Source organism: Mesorhizobium sp. M7A.F.Ca.US.002.01.1.1 (genome assembly GCF_004022955.1).
GTDB lineage: Bacteria > Pseudomonadota > Alphaproteobacteria > Rhizobiales > Rhizobiaceae > Mesorhizobium > Mesorhizobium ciceri.
Genome location: NZ_RZQE01000138.1, coordinates 1 through 12,720, shown reverse-complemented (window position 1 = coordinate 12,720; position 12,720 = coordinate 1). Strand labels below are relative to the sequence as shown.

Here is a 12,720-nt window from a genome sequence, read left to right as displayed (position 1 = left end):
AATTCACACTATCTAGCGTCGAACCTACCTGCAAACACTAAATATAGTATTAACAGACAATTTATTCAAGCCCGACAATTGTCCCTATCGACCCCAACCGCCCCACAATTCCAACGCTTCCGCCGGCCTCGTAACCAGGCGGAAATGCGAGCAAAACGCACATAATCCGGGAAAAAGACCGGGCTCAGAACTTTCCGGTCGCACTCTCAACAGGAGCGCATGGCCTATAAAAGGCGACTCGTTTTGCGCCGTCAAGGATTCGTTTGCGTAGCTTTTGTGACCCCAACATCTTGTGTGTCACATATGTGGATAACGGGGATAGAATGCGGTGCGGCGATCGCAATTTTGCCGTCACCAGGCAATCCGGACGCGGCAACGATCCAAAGCGTCGTGCCTGAATGGATCAGCCGTAGTGCAGCCTGGGTTTTGGCTCGGTGCCGGTGAACTGCACCCCGATACGGTCATTGCGACGCCAGCGGACCTCACACCGATAGGCAATGCCGTCGAGCGGCACATAGAGAAGGAAGCGATCGGGAACCCGGGCTTCCAGCGGTATCTTCAGTTCGGCTCCGCCTTCATGTTGATTGCGCAGCGTGCAGCCGACTTCCGAATTCGAAATTCCGGTGATGATCGACCCGCCCTTGAGCACGCGCGGACGATGCTCGCGCTCAGGCTCGTCGGACTCGTTTGGAATTGGATTTGCGGGATTCGCCATCGATCAAAAAATACCAGAGCTGCCGAATCCTACCTTTGATTCCTTAGCAAAGCATTCATGTCGATGCGCGGCAACGCGTGTCCAGCCTTTGCAAGCCAGTCCCATTTTGCAAAGAGCGCGGTGTGGCCGCCCGTCAGGAGAAGCTGTGCGGGTCGGCGCAGAAATAGGCGATGATCTGGCAAAGGTCGGGTTCGTTGACCATGCGCACCGCTTCGCTTGCACGGACCCATTTGCGGGTGCGTGAGCGTTTTTCCTTCCAGCGGTCCGCGACTTTGTCGACATGCAGCGGAAACACCAGGACCTCGCACGGGACTTCTTCGCCGGAAGCCAGCGCCTTGGCGTAGAAGTAACGGCCGGCTTCAAGATGAGAGACACGGCCGCGTAGCCCGGCCTCCTCGCCGGCTTCGCGCGCCGCGGCCTCGCAGAGCGGCTCCCTGGCCTCTGGCCAACCCTTGGGCAAAACCCAACGGCCGGTATCGCGGCTGGTGATCAGCATGATTTCGACGCCGTCTCCCGTGTCGCGCCAGGGCAGGGCGGCAACCTGCAGGCGGCACGGCGCGGTGCCGAAGAGCCGTCGGACCCTTTCGGCCAGATGATTGTGTGTCGTTGGCCTCGTCAACATCGAAGAAGCTAGCCCCAGCCTCCGGAATCGTTTGCCGTCTCACGAATCTTACGGCTAATTGTCGGCAATAAAAGTAAAAAATTTCATTCGCCTGGCCAATTTCCGCCAATAGACGTCGATTTCGCGAAATATCCGGCTCTGCCGGACCTGTTTGCGAAAGCAAATCCATCCCCGGTGCAAGCTGCTGGTCTGTAACAGGGTAGTTGCGAATCAGCCGGCGTGGTCGTCGGCGATCGGCTTCTGGTAGGTGAAGCCCATATCCCACGGGAAATAGATCCAGGTGTCCTGGCTGACTTCGGTGACGAAAGTATCGACCAGCGGCCTGCCTTTCGGCTTGGCATAGACGGTGGCGAAATGCGCCCTGGGCATCATCGCGCGCACGATGCCCGCCGTCTTGCCGGTGTCGGTCAGGTCGTCGATGATCAGCACGCCGGCGCCGTCTTCGGCGAGCAGGGCAGGGGTGATCTCCTTGAGGACCTGCAGCTGCCCCTGGCTGGTATAATCGTGATAGGAGGCGACGCAGACGGTTTCGATGACGCGGATGCCAAGTTCACGCGAGATGATCGCCGCCGGCACCAACCCGCCTCGCGTGATGCAGACGATCGCTTTCCATTGCCCTTTGTTGGCGCCGGCAAGCCGCCAGGCGAGTGCGCGAGCGTCGCGATGGAACTGGTCCCAGGAGACCGGAAAGGCTTTTTCGGGAAGGGACATGTCGCGCACTCCACAGCACGCGGGGATCGCGCGCAAGAAAACAGGGGAATGCGCGCGGAATTAGCTGGAAAGCCCCCATCTTGGCAAGAGCAGGGGCCTTGGCAAGGCAAGGGCCAGCGATCGCCGTGGGCTTACCGCGACAGGAAGGCTGCCACCGGCGCGGTGCGCAGAACGCTGCGCGTCACGCCGCCGAACAGAAGCTGGCGCAGCCATGAATGGCTGTAGGCGCCGAGCACCAGCAGATCGGCGCCGGTCTCCGCGATCCTGGTCTGGATGATGTCATCGACCGAACTGCCGCCCGACTGCTGCACCGAGACGCTGACGGTGGCGCCGTGGCGCGACAGCGCTGCCGCGATTTCGGCGCCGGCGGCCTCCGGGCTGTCGTCGAGCGTTTCAGGAGGGTCGATAACCAATATGTCGGTCTTCTCGGCTTCGATGATGAAGGGCAGCGCGTCGAAGGCGGCGCGCGCCGCTTCCTTGCTGCCGTTCCAGGCGAGCAAGACGCGTTTGAAGGTGGTGATCAGCGGACCCTCGTGCGGCACCACCAGCACCGGCCGGCCGGCATCGTAGACCAGCGTGTCAACGTCCGCGCTGGAATCGCCGCCCGTTTCGCGCTGCGCTGCTATGATCAGGTCGGCGGCCCGCACGCTCGAAATCCCGGTCAGCGCACTGTCACCCGAAAAGCTCTCCAGGCTTCGCCACTCGAAGGAAAGACCGGAATCCTCGATATGCCTGAGAAACAGCGTCCTTAATTTCTCGGCCCGTTCCCGGTTCATGTCTGCCGAAACCTGCAGGAATTCGGTGTCGGGAAAGCCTGTGGCAGAGGTGTAGGGCACGGGAAGCGTTTCGGCGTGGATGCCGACCAGATGGCTCTGGAACCGGGTGGCGAGCGGAATGGCGCAGTCGAGCACGCGCTCGGCGTCCTGCTCGTTCTGCAGAATGGCGACGATGGTTTTGAATCGCATGACAATCCCTCAGTTCACGAGCTGGCGAACTCGTGCCGGGGAAACGTTGCAGCGTCGTGCTTTGTTCCGGTCTGGACCAGATCAGCCGGGATTGCTGGCGAAGCCGGCGACCATCGCCTCGACATCGGCGCGGGCAGCGTCCAGCGCCTCCTGGTTGCGGGCACGCACGACCAGTTCGGTCCAGAACTTGCCATCGCCATATTTCGGATAGGAGCCGATGATCGTATCGGGATGCGCTTTCTGGATATCACCCAGCGGCCCCCCGATGAGGCCTTCGCCGAACGGGCAGGGCACGGTCGCCGACAGCATCTTCGTGCCGGCCTTCAGCGTCGGCACGACATTGTCGAGCATGGCCTGGAAAATCGACGGCACGCCAGCCATGACGTGGACGTTGCCGATGCGGAAGCCAGGCGCGACCGACACCGGATTGTCGATGAGATCGGCGCCGCGCGGCATCCGTGCCATGCGCTTGCGGGCCTCGGTATATTCGATGCCGCGCGCGGCATAGCTTGCTTCCAGCATGGCATAGGCCCGGGCATCGTATTCGCAAGGCACGCCAAAGGCCTTGGAGATGGAATCGGCCGTGATGTCGTCATGCGTCGGCCCGATGCCGCCCGTGGTGAACACATAAGTGTAGCGCGCGCGCACGGCGTTCACCGCCGCGATGATCTCGTCTTCCTCGTCCGGGACGATGCGCACTTCCTTCAGGTCGATGCCGATCGCCGTCATGACGTCGGCGAGATGGCCGATGTTCTTGTCCTTGGTGCGGCCGGACAGAATCTCATCGCCGATGACGAGCATGGCAGCGGTCACGATTTCAGGCATGGGAAGCTCCGGCAAGCGAGTGGCCCGGGAAGGCGAGTGGTCTGAGATAGCGCGGCGCGGCGGTGGCCGCAATGTCATCTCCGCGGCGCCGGCTTCCCTGCCCGACTACATGACCGCCGGAGGTGGATGGCTCGGTCGAAGCCAACTCGTTTCCACACCATGTTCTGCGATAACGTGGCGGTCGAGCAAGATCTCGGCCGCATCGAGGGGCCCAACGGCAAGGGGCACGTGCCGCAATTCGTGGCCGCGGAGCGAACCGCCGCATCCATCGAGCGCATCGCCGGCCGGGCTGATCGGGGCCTCACCTCAGCTTCACGACAATTTCAAGGAACCATTCGGCTGACTACCGGGTTTTATGAGTGTCGCACCAAAGCGGCTAAGATACGGAGTGATTCAATGGTTACAAAACTTCTCGCAGCATCCGTCCTGACGATTGGTCTCGCCACATCGGCGATGGCGCAGTCACTGGACGACAGGTACTCAAACAATCATGACTGGTGGCTGTTCGGTAACAACGACCAGACAACTGTCGACCCCTACACCACGGGAAGCATCAGTGACGGCTCCGGGTTGAACACTCAAGGCAACACCGGCGCAATAGGCCCATGTGCCCACAACACACCAGGCCCGGACGCTAACGCAGGGCAAAACGTCAACGATCAGTATTGCGGCAAATAGCCAGAACGCGATTTCCGAAAAGCGCACGCCGATTTTCTGGAAATCCATGTTCGAGGGCTAGTCCGCAAGGACAGCCGCTGGCCGCTGGCGCGTCCTCTCTCCGGACGGCGCTGCGGTCGGCGCTCCGTCGAACCGCTCCACATCAACCGCGACACCGATCAATCCGAGACTTCTGTCTGCGGCCGGTCGCGGCCGTCGGCCAGTTCCTCATGCCATTTTCCCTCGGCGTCCTCATACTGGATGCCGTCCGTCGCTCCGGCGACCTGCTGCTCGGCCGAGGCGATTTCGGCGGCGCGCAACGCGTCCTGATGCGTCGGAAACGTCTCGGAAAAGGTCGCTCCGACCTTGTAGGCCCAGCCGCCGTCATGTTCGACGATCTTGTAAGTCAGCTTCGCCATGAAAAACCTCCGGTTGAAAGGTCCGTCTGCTCAATGCAGTCGGTCGTCGGGCAGTCTGTCGTCGGGCACCAGCACTTCCGATTCCTTGGCGGCTTCAATCAGCGCCCGGCGCGCATCTGCTGTCGAACGATAACCTTCCAGCACTTTGAGGCAAGTGTCGAGGGCATCACGATGGCGCGGGCCGCGATTGAGCGGCCACACCGTCATCAGGCACTCCGCGGCCTCCTGGGCGCTGCGGATGTGGCGATATTTGCCGACGTGGCCAAGTTCGACGACGACCGGCACTTCAAAAGGTTTGTTGTCCATCATGGCCGCAACGCAAAGCAGCCAATTTGGTTGCAACCATGGCCGTCAGCCTGCGCCCAAACGTCTCAGAGGCTGTTTGAAGGCTCTACAGCGCCGTGTCGGGAGCGCGAACCGTTCAGCCCGCCGCCTTCATCCAATGCTGCATCGTGGTCACCGAACGGGCAAGTTGTGGCGCCGGGTGGATTGTCTCGCTGAATGTCGCCGCCGCACGCCACCCCCAGCGCGGATCAGCCAGGAAGGCCCGCGCCAGCGCCACCATGTCGGCGCGGCCCTCGGTGACGATCGCTTCGGCCTGCTTGGGGTCGTCGATCAGGCCGACGGCGCGGGTCGGAATATCAGCGCCCTTGCGCACCGCCTCCGCCAGATGCACCTGATAGCCGGGGCCGGTGGGCAATTTCTGCAACGGCGAATTGCCGCCGCTCGAACAGCAGAGATAGGCAACGCCCTCGTCCTTCAGCGCTTTGGCCACTTCGATCGCGTCCGCCACGTCGAAGCCGCCGTCGACCCAATCCTTCACGGACAGCCTTGCGCCGAGCATCAGCTTTGGCACCGCCTTGCGCACCGCCTTGGTGATTTCGACGGCAAAACGCATGCGGTTTTCCAGCGCGCCACCCCAGCGGTCCGTGCGCTGGTTGGACAAGGGCGACAGGAACTGGAAGATCAAATAGCCATGCGCGGCGTGCAGTTCGAGGAAATCGAAGCCGGCGCGTTCGGCTCGCCTTGCCGCCTCGGCGAAGCGCTCGATCAGCTGTAGGATCTCCTCGTCCTCCAGAGCGTGCGGCACGTTCCAGCCGGTGTCGTAGGGGATGGCCGAGGCGGAGACGGTCTGCCAGGGATCCTCGTTTGGCTGCAGTGGTCCGCCGCCCTCCCACGGCTTGCGGTTCGAAGCCTTGCGGCCGGCATGGGCGAGTTGGGAGCCGAATTTCGTGCCGGGTGCGGCGACGCGTCGTGCAGCGTCCAGCGCGCGGCGGGCGGCCGCTTCATTGTCTTCGGAGTAAAGGCCGAGGCAGCCATGGGTGATACGCCCGCGCCGCTCGACATCGGTCATCTCGACCGTGACCATGCCGGCGCCGGACATTGCGAGGTTCATCCAGTGATGGAGATGCCAGTCGCTGGCCGAGCCGTCCTCGGCGGAATACTGGCACATCGGCGCGACGGCGATGCGGTTGGGGAAGGTGAGGCCGTTGAGAGTGATCGACTGGAAAAGCGACGCTGTCATGAGAAACTCCGGGAGGGTTCGCAGCTATTTAGGCGACCGATGGCGCCTGCGCCAGACACGAGGCGGTGAAAGGGCTTCTGGACCAATCACGGGCGGGATTGCCGAAATGCCGGTTCGCGGCTACGCCTCGGCCAGGCATGTCTCCCAAAAGTGGCTCCGGTTTTGGGAGAACGACAGGCATAAACAGGAGCATGAAGCGCGACGCGCTTTAGCATGGAGACCGGGATGGAAGATCGTATTCGCGTCCGTTCGGAGGAAATCCTCTCCGACGACTGGGCCATCCTGAAGAAGACCGTCCTCGACTACCGCCGGCGCGACGGTCAGTGGGAGACGCAAATCCGCCAGACCTATGATCGCGGCGATGGTGCGGTGATCCTGCCTTACGACCCCTTGCGTTCGACCGTGCTTCTGGTGCGCCAGTTCCGCTATCCCGCTTACGTCACCGGCCACCGCGAGCCGCTGATCGAGGCCTGTGCCGGCCTGTTGGACGAAAACGATCCGGAGACCGCCATCCGCAAGGAAGCCGAGGAAGAGCTGGGTTATCGCTTGAAGGATATCGAGCGGCTGTTTTCGCCCTATATGAGCCCCGGCAGCGTCACCGAACGGCTCTGGTTTTTCATCGGCCGCTATTCACCCGCCGACCGCATCTCGGCCGGCGGCGGCGCGCAAGAAGAGGGCGAGGACATCGAGGTTCTGGAAATGCCGCTCGACGAGGCGCTGGCCGGCATCGCCGATGGCCGTATCGTCGACGCCAAGACCATCATCTTGATCCAGCATCTGAAGCTCAATCCGATGCCTGCCTGAACGGCGCCGGTCCTCCTTCGCCAGGGCTTTCGGGTGGCCCGCCACCCGAAGCTCGAAGGGTGGTGCGGATGAAGGGACTCGAACCCCCACGCCTTTCGGCACTGGAACCTAAATCCAGGGCGTCTACCAGTTCCGCCACATCCGCATGGACCGGCAATCCCATGTGGCCATCATTCTGTCAATGTCAGAGACAAGATGTGGCCCAGCGACAAGATGTGGGGCAGGCCCCGAATGCTGGTTATCGGCTGGGATGCGAAGACTGTTGAAAATTGGCCTCGCCTGTGACAAAAGGCGTGTCAAATGTGACGGGACGCGACGATCCGCTTCTGCAGAATGTGATAAGAAGTAGGAAAAACAAGAACTTATTCACATTTTGGAACGCAGTTTGGGAGAGTTTGAGCCGGGTTTTCGGTCAAATCGCCAGGTTCCGTACCAAAAGCCATTCCCGGCAAGAATATACCGGCAGGCTGTGAACGGCAGAGGCCGTGGCAGTCTCATTGGTGAAAACAAAGGTTTTACGATGCAGGTCACCGAAACGCTCAACTCCGGTCTCAAGCGAGAGATCAAGATCACCGTGCCGGCCGGTGACATGGAAGCCAAGCTGATGGCGCGGCTTTCGGATGCCCGCAACAAGGTCCGCATCAACGGCTTCCGTCCAGGCAAGGTGCCGGTGCAGCACCTGCGCAAGGTCTACGGCAAGTCGTTCATGGCCGAAGTGGTCAACGAAATCCTCAACGATTCGACCCGTTCGATCATTACCGGGCGTGGTGAAAAGGCTGCCATGCAGCCTGAAGTCATCATGACCGAGGACGAGAAGGAAGCCGAGAAGATCCTGGCCGGCGGCGCCGACTTCGAATTCCGCCTCAACTACGAGATCATCCCGGCGATCGAGATCAAGGACTTGTCCGACATCAAGGTGACGCGCCAGGTATTCGACGTGCCTGATGCCGAGATCGACGAGCAGGTCCAGCGCGTTGCCGAATCGGCGCGCAGCTACGAGCCGAAGACCGGCAAGGCCGCCAATGGCGACCGTGTCACCATCGACTATGTCGGCAAGATCGACGGCGAGGCCTTCAATGGCGGCGCCGGCACCGATCAGCCGCTGGTGCTAGGCTCGAAGGAATTCATCCCCGGCTTCGAGGATCAGCTTGTCGGCGCCAAGGCCGGTGAGGAAAAGCAGGTCACCGTGACTTTCCCGGAAAACTACCAGGCGGCGCATCTGGCCGGCAAGGAAGCGACCTTCGATGTCACCGTCAAGGAAGTGTCCCAGCCCGGCGCGCTGGAAATCAACGACGAGACCGCCAAGAATCTCGGCCTGGAGTCGCTGGAGCGCCTGCGCGACGTCGTGCGCGGCCAGATCGAGAACCAGTTCGGCGCCATGACGCGCCAGAAGGTCAAGCGCCAGCTGCTCGACCAGCTCGATGCGGCTTATTCGTTCGAGGCGCCGTCGAAGCTCGTCGACGCCGAGTTCAACAACATCTGGGCGCAGGTCAATCGTGATCTGGAAGCAGCCGGACGCACCTTCGCCGACGAAGAGACGACGGAAGAAGAGGCGCGCGCCGAGTATCTGCGGCTTGCCGAGCGCCGCGTGCGCCTCGGGCTGGTGCTGGCTGAAATCGGCGAGAAGGCCGGCGTGACCGTATCGGACGAAGAGCTGCAGCGCGGCCTGTTCGAGCAGGTGCGGCGCTATCCAGGAAACCAGCAGCAGGAAGTCTTCGAGTTCTACCGCAACAACCCGGAAGCGTTGAACACGCTGCGGGCGCCGATGTTCGAGGAAAAGGTGGTCGACCATCTGCTCGGTCAGATTTCGGTCACCGACGTCAAGGTCAGCAAGGAAGAGCTGATGGCCGACGACGAAGAGGACGAGACCGCCGTCAAGGCGAAGCCGGCGAAGAAAGCCGCCGCCAAGAAGGCCGACGCCAAGACGGCCGACGACGCGGAAGAGCCCAAGAAGAAGGCCGCGCCGAAGAAGAAGGCCGCCGAATAACACCAGCGCTCCGCTGAAACAGGAAGGCCGCCCTCGAGGCGGCCTTTTTCGTTGCCAAACTGCAACAGCCGCCATGCTTCGCGAGCGACGGCCTGTGGCGACCAAGCTTTGATCATTATCTGCGCTTCTATTGCAAGCCGCTTGGTTGTTGGAGGGCGTGTTGAGACTGGTCGTCGAATTGGGACACGCTTCGGCAATCGCGCTGATCCTTATCTCGGTCTGCGGCATTGCCCAGGCCGGCACGGTGCCTGACAACTGGCGCTTCGGCACGAATGAAGACGGCCTCGTGACGGCCTCGCTCTACGCCACCAACAAGCTGATCACCGGCGGCGGTGCCTTGAGCTACAGCCCGATCCTGACGATTGCCTGCCGGGCAAACGGCGAGCCGCATTGGACTGAATGGCTGCAACTGAACGACGCTGTTTCGGCCAGCCGCAAGATCACCATGACGATTACGGTCGATCAGGAGAGCAAGTTCGACGAAAGCTGGTCGGTCGGGCCGCGCGGCCGGATGCTGGTGCGCGATGGCGCCGATGGCATCAGGCGCCTTGTCGCCGCGAACCGGCTGCAGCTTTCGTGGCGGTTCGGGCTGCTGGCGGGGCGCGGCGAGGCCGATTTCGACCTCGCCGGGTTCGGCGAAGCGGTCAGCCAGGTTGCCGGAAACTGCAACACCGATCCGCCGTGAACGACCGTGAGGCGAAGGCGGCAACGGCCGAGCTCGCCGTTCCCGGTGATGCTGATCGGCTTCAAACCTTTGTTCTAATACATGTCGTTGCCTCAAAAACGCACTTTGGGGCGACATCATCAAACGGCGTTGCTGACCCAGCGGAGCACGTTGGTCCAAAGCCGCGCATAGCCGGGCCATTCGACAAAACTGTTCGGCAGCCAGTGCGGTCCGATGTCCGACGTCCAGACCAGCGTGCGCCCTTCGCCGTGGCGCCCGGTGACCAGCAGGGGATGGCCGCCCTGGTCCTGCGGCAGCCGCGCCAGAACCTCGACATCGTCGCGATCGCGGGCGACGACCTCGTTGGCACCGAGCAGCAGCGGCCATTCGCCCTCAATGCCGGCAAAAAGCGGATGGTCTCTTGAGCCAGTGATCTCGGGACGAAAGCCCTCCGGAATTTCGAGACGGTCATCATTGGGAAGGCAGGTCACCGGCAGCGCCTCCTCGACCGCCGTGCGATGCCAGCGCGCCTTGCCGTCAATGCCTTGGAAGCTGAAGTAACCGCCGATCATGATCAGGCCGCCGCCGGCCAGCGTCCAGTCGCGCAGGAGCTTGAGCCGGTTCGGCACTGTCTTGCCGTGCAGCCAGACATCGGGATGAAGCAGCAGCGAGTTTGCGCCAATGTCGGACAGGATGATCGTCCTGTATTGCGACAGCCCTTCCATGGTGAAAGGCAGCTTCTCGACGGCCTCATGAGCGGGCATGTAGTCGAGATCGAATTCGCTGTCCTTCAAGGCGTCGACCAGGGGCGTTGCCCCGAGATGGAAGGTGACGCTGCCGAACTGGTCGAACCCCTTGTAGTGGGTCGCCGAACTCACCCAGCTTTCGCCGACAAGAAGGACTTTTGTTTTCGCCATGATCATACTCTCCTGATTCCGCCAGTCGCTTGTTCTAGCCGGCTTCGCCCGCCCCGATCTCTGGGATCGCGTGGTCGGGGTCGGCCGGCGTTGGCGCCGGCCCTGCCATCTCAGATCAGCAGCAGGCCCTTCATGCTGGCATATCCCTTCCGCCCGATGATGATGTGGTCGTGCACCGCGATGCCCAGCCGCTTGCCCGCGTCGATGATCTCCTTCGTCATCTCGATGTCGGCGCGCGATGGCGTCGGGTCGCCTGACGGGTGATTGTGGACCAGGATAATGGCAGTCGCCGAGAGTTCGAGCGCCCGCTTGATCACTTCTCGCGGGTAGACAGGCGTGTGGTCGACAGTACCCGTCTGCTGCACCTCGTCGGCGATCAGCGCGTTCTTTTTGTCGAGGAACAGGATGCGGAACTGCTCGCGCGCCTCGAAGGCCATTGCTGAGCGGCAATAGTCGAGGAGCTGCTGCCAGGACGAGAGGATCTCGCGGCCGTGGACCTCGCCGCGTGCCATGCGCTGCGCCGTTGCGGCGAGGATTTTCAGGTCGAGTGCCACCGCAGGGCCGATGCCCTTGACCTCCTGCAGCAGGCCCACCGGGGCGCCAAGCACTTCGGCCAGCGTGCCGAAGCGTGCCAGCAGCGCCTTGGCCGCCGGTTTGGTGTCGGCACGAGGGATCAGGCGAAAGAGCAGAAGTTCCAGAAGTTCGTAATCGGGCAGGGCATCCGGACCCGCCAGGGCAAAGCGCTCGCGCAAGCGGTCGCGATGGCCGAGGTAATGCGGCTTTTCGTCGAGCGTCGCCTTGGCTTTCGCAGCAGGCCGCATCGGCGCTTCGGAGAAGAAACTCCGCTCGTCATCGTCGCTTGTGTTCCCCATACCCCGCCCACATTGCTCCGGCACAGACATTAGAGCTGTTCTGGCCTGGATTGAAACAGTTCCGTTCTCCGATCGCGAGACGATCCACGGCAGATCGTGGCAGCCCACTGTCAGCCTAGGGCCTCCCTATACGGCAAGATGAAACCACGATTGCGCAACAAAACTTAACATCACTTAACGCATGCGGCCACTTTCACCTGACATGGTGACGCCACCGGAGGCTCTTTGCCTCGCTATACTGGAGCACGCATGTTCGCCAAAATTGACTCTGGACTATTTGCCGGCCGGGCATCTCTTGCGGTCATGGCAATCCTGCTTTCAGCCCATTCGGACGGCGCGCTGGCGGCAGATGCCATTGCGGTGAATTCCGATGATTTTACCCTGCCGCCCGAGCCTTCCCGTTTCGGGCGCTTCGAACAGAAACTGTCCGACTGGCACGTCGTGCTCGGCGGCGGCGCCATCATCGTCCCCAAATACGAGGGCAGCAATGAATTCAAGATCATGCCGGTGCCTTTCGTCACGGCGACATTCCTCGACACGGTGACGATCGATCCGACTGGTGCCAACATTGCCGTTTATGAACAAGGACCGTTCGCCTTCAGCGCGCGGCTTGGCTATGAGATGGGCCGCAAGGAAGACGACTCCGACCATCTGCGCGGCTTGGGGGATGTCGACATGGGCGCGACGGTCGGCGTGAAGGCAGCGGCGAAGTTCGGTCCGGCCGAAATATTCGCGCAGCTGGACAAGACCATCGGCGGCAGCGATGGCCTGGAGGGCAGGGTGGGGATCGAGGTGACCCGGCCTCTGTCTCAATCGTTGATGATCGGCGCCAGCGCGTCCGCCGTGTTCGCCGACGAAAACTACATGCAGGCCTATTTTGGCGTCACGCCCGAGCAATCGGCTCGCTCGGGGCTGGCGCGCTATGATGCCGGCGCCGGTTTGAAGCGCGCCGATTTTTCGATTTCCGCCACATATATGCTCGACGAGAACTGGATGGTGCGCGGCGAAGCGGGGGTCGGCGTTCTCTTGGGTGACGC

15 protein-coding genes and 1 tRNA gene are annotated in these 12,720 nt (G+C 62.0%); 5 read left to right on the top strand and 11 right to left on the bottom strand.

What is annotated here, in order from left to right; all coding sequences use genetic code 11:
* Positions 1-403: 403 nt before the first annotated feature.
* The 5 genes from EN932_RS15865 to EN932_RS15845 all read right to left on the bottom strand — a co-directional run bounded on the left by EN932_RS15865 (position 404) and on the right by EN932_RS15845 (position 3,838).
* Positions 404-715: a PilZ domain-containing protein gene (locus EN932_RS15865; RefSeq protein WP_013532019.1), complete on the bottom strand. Its 312-nt coding sequence runs from the start codon at positions 713-715 to the stop codon at positions 404-406.
* Positions 716-848: 133 nt separating this feature from the next.
* A complete protein-coding gene (locus EN932_RS15860; protein WP_013532018.1) occupies positions 849-1,337 on the bottom strand; it encodes an NUDIX hydrolase in 489 nt (162 codons plus the stop codon).
* A gap of 210 nt (positions 1,338-1,547) precedes the next feature.
* Positions 1,548-2,048 carry a xanthine phosphoribosyltransferase gene (gpt, locus tag EN932_RS15855; RefSeq protein ID WP_013532017.1) on the bottom strand — a complete coding sequence of 167 codons (501 nt, stop codon included), beginning with the start codon at positions 2,046-2,048 and terminating at the stop codon, positions 1,548-1,550.
* A 131-nt stretch (positions 2,049-2,179) separates the two neighbouring features.
* Positions 2,180-3,013 carry a universal stress protein gene (locus EN932_RS15850; RefSeq protein WP_024504401.1) on the bottom strand — a complete coding sequence of 278 codons (834 nt, stop codon included), beginning with the start codon at positions 3,011-3,013 and terminating at the stop codon, positions 2,180-2,182.
* Between the two features lie 81 nt (positions 3,014-3,094).
* Positions 3,095-3,838 carry a competence/damage-inducible protein A gene (locus tag EN932_RS15845; protein WP_127368224.1) on the bottom strand — a complete coding sequence of 248 codons (744 nt, stop codon included), beginning with the start codon at positions 3,836-3,838 and terminating at the stop codon, positions 3,095-3,097.
* 126 nt (positions 3,839-3,964) lie between these two features.
* Here EN932_RS15845 and EN932_RS38915 point away from each other — a divergent pair, with 126 nt between their 5' ends.
* A complete protein-coding gene (locus EN932_RS38915) occupies positions 3,965-4,516 on the top strand; it encodes a hypothetical protein (RefSeq protein WP_245460894.1) in 552 nt (183 codons plus the stop codon).
* A gap of 158 nt (positions 4,517-4,674) precedes the next feature.
* Here EN932_RS38915 and EN932_RS15835 read toward each other — a convergent pair whose 3' ends face one another.
* The 3 genes from EN932_RS15835 to EN932_RS15825 all read right to left on the bottom strand — a co-directional run bounded on the left by EN932_RS15835 (position 4,675) and on the right by EN932_RS15825 (position 6,439).
* Positions 4,675-4,914, bottom strand: a complete 240-nt coding sequence (locus tag EN932_RS15835) for a DUF2188 domain-containing protein (protein WP_013532013.1) — start codon at positions 4,912-4,914, stop codon at positions 4,675-4,677.
* Between the two features lie 30 nt (positions 4,915-4,944).
* Positions 4,945-5,223, bottom strand: a complete 279-nt coding sequence (locus EN932_RS15830; RefSeq protein ID WP_013532012.1) for a DUF982 domain-containing protein — start codon at positions 5,221-5,223, stop codon at positions 4,945-4,947.
* A 112-nt stretch (positions 5,224-5,335) separates the two neighbouring features.
* On the bottom strand, positions 5,336-6,439 hold the full coding sequence (locus EN932_RS15825) for an NADH:flavin oxidoreductase/NADH oxidase (protein ID WP_127368223.1): 1,104 nt from the start codon (positions 6,437-6,439) through the stop codon (positions 5,336-5,338).
* A 225-nt stretch (positions 6,440-6,664) separates the two neighbouring features.
* On the opposite strand from EN932_RS15825, the gene EN932_RS15820 reads away from it, so the two are divergent.
* Positions 6,665-7,243, top strand: coding sequence for an NUDIX domain-containing protein (locus EN932_RS15820; RefSeq protein WP_024504405.1), 579 nt, complete (start codon positions 6,665-6,667; stop codon positions 7,241-7,243).
* Between the two features lie 60 nt (positions 7,244-7,303).
* Here the strand turns inward: EN932_RS15820 and EN932_RS15815 are convergent.
* Positions 7,304-7,388 (bottom strand) — tRNA-Leu (locus tag EN932_RS15815).
* A 375-nt stretch (positions 7,389-7,763) separates the two neighbouring features.
* Between EN932_RS15815 and tig the strand changes: the two genes are divergently transcribed.
* The gene (tig, locus tag EN932_RS15810; RefSeq protein WP_127368362.1) at positions 7,764-9,230 is read left to right on the top strand and encodes a trigger factor; all 1,467 of its coding nucleotides are present in this window, start codon (positions 7,764-7,766) and stop codon (positions 9,228-9,230) included.
* 160 nt (positions 9,231-9,390) lie between these two features.
* Complete coding sequence (locus EN932_RS15805; protein ID WP_128368908.1) at positions 9,391-9,915, top strand: hypothetical protein; 525 nt, start codon at positions 9,391-9,393, stop codon at positions 9,913-9,915.
* Positions 9,916-10,034: 119 nt separating this feature from the next.
* Here EN932_RS15805 and EN932_RS15800 read toward each other — a convergent pair whose 3' ends face one another.
* Both EN932_RS15800 and radC read right to left on the bottom strand, forming a co-directional pair.
* Positions 10,035-10,811, bottom strand: a complete 777-nt coding sequence (locus EN932_RS15800; protein ID WP_013532007.1) for a glutamine amidotransferase — start codon at positions 10,809-10,811, stop codon at positions 10,035-10,037.
* Positions 10,812-10,921: 110 nt separating this feature from the next.
* Positions 10,922-11,683 carry a DNA repair protein RadC gene (gene radC, locus EN932_RS15795; RefSeq protein WP_013532006.1) on the bottom strand — a complete coding sequence of 254 codons (762 nt, stop codon included), beginning with the start codon at positions 11,681-11,683 and terminating at the stop codon, positions 10,922-10,924.
* Between the two features lie 249 nt (positions 11,684-11,932).
* On the opposite strand from radC, the gene EN932_RS15790 reads away from it, so the two are divergent.
* Positions 11,933-12,720: MipA/OmpV family protein (locus tag EN932_RS15790; protein WP_164890499.1), on the top strand; the 788-nt coding region annotated here is incomplete at its 3' end.

Bases quoted from the DNA above. Each gene is read 5' to 3' on its own strand.
- tig (WP_127368362.1), top strand. From the start codon at position 7,764: ATGCAGGTCACCGAAACGCTCAACTCCGGTCTCAAGCGAGAGATCAAG.
- EN932_RS15860 (WP_013532018.1), bottom strand. From the start codon at position 1,337: ATGTTGACGAGGCCAACGACACACAATCATCTGGCCGAAAGGGTCCGA.
- EN932_RS15850 (WP_024504401.1), bottom strand. From the start codon at position 3,013: ATGCGATTCAAAACCATCGTCGCCATTCTGCAGAACGAGCAGGACGCC.
- EN932_RS15820 (WP_024504405.1), top strand. From the start codon at position 6,665: ATGGAAGATCGTATTCGCGTCCGTTCGGAGGAAATCCTCTCCGACGAC.
- EN932_RS15830 (WP_013532012.1), bottom strand. From the start codon at position 5,223: ATGATGGACAACAAACCTTTTGAAGTGCCGGTCGTCGTCGAACTTGGC.
- EN932_RS38915 (WP_245460894.1), top strand. From the start codon at position 3,965: ATGGCTCGGTCGAAGCCAACTCGTTTCCACACCATGTTCTGCGATAAC.
- EN932_RS15865 (WP_013532019.1), bottom strand. From the start codon at position 715: ATGGCGAATCCCGCAAATCCAATTCCAAACGAGTCCGACGAGCCTGAG.
- radC (WP_013532006.1), bottom strand. From the start codon at position 11,683: ATGGGGAACACAAGCGACGATGACGAGCGGAGTTTCTTCTCCGAAGCG.
- EN932_RS15800 (WP_013532007.1), bottom strand. From the start codon at position 10,811: ATGGCGAAAACAAAAGTCCTTCTTGTCGGCGAAAGCTGGGTGAGTTCG.
- gpt (WP_013532017.1), bottom strand. From the start codon at position 2,048: ATGTCCCTTCCCGAAAAAGCCTTTCCGGTCTCCTGGGACCAGTTCCAT.
- EN932_RS15845 (WP_127368224.1), bottom strand. From the start codon at position 3,838: ATGCCTGAAATCGTGACCGCTGCCATGCTCGTCATCGGCGATGAGATT.
- EN932_RS15825 (WP_127368223.1), bottom strand. From the start codon at position 6,439: ATGACAGCGTCGCTTTTCCAGTCGATCACTCTCAACGGCCTCACCTTC.
- EN932_RS15835 (WP_013532013.1), bottom strand. From the start codon at position 4,914: ATGGCGAAGCTGACTTACAAGATCGTCGAACATGACGGCGGCTGGGCC.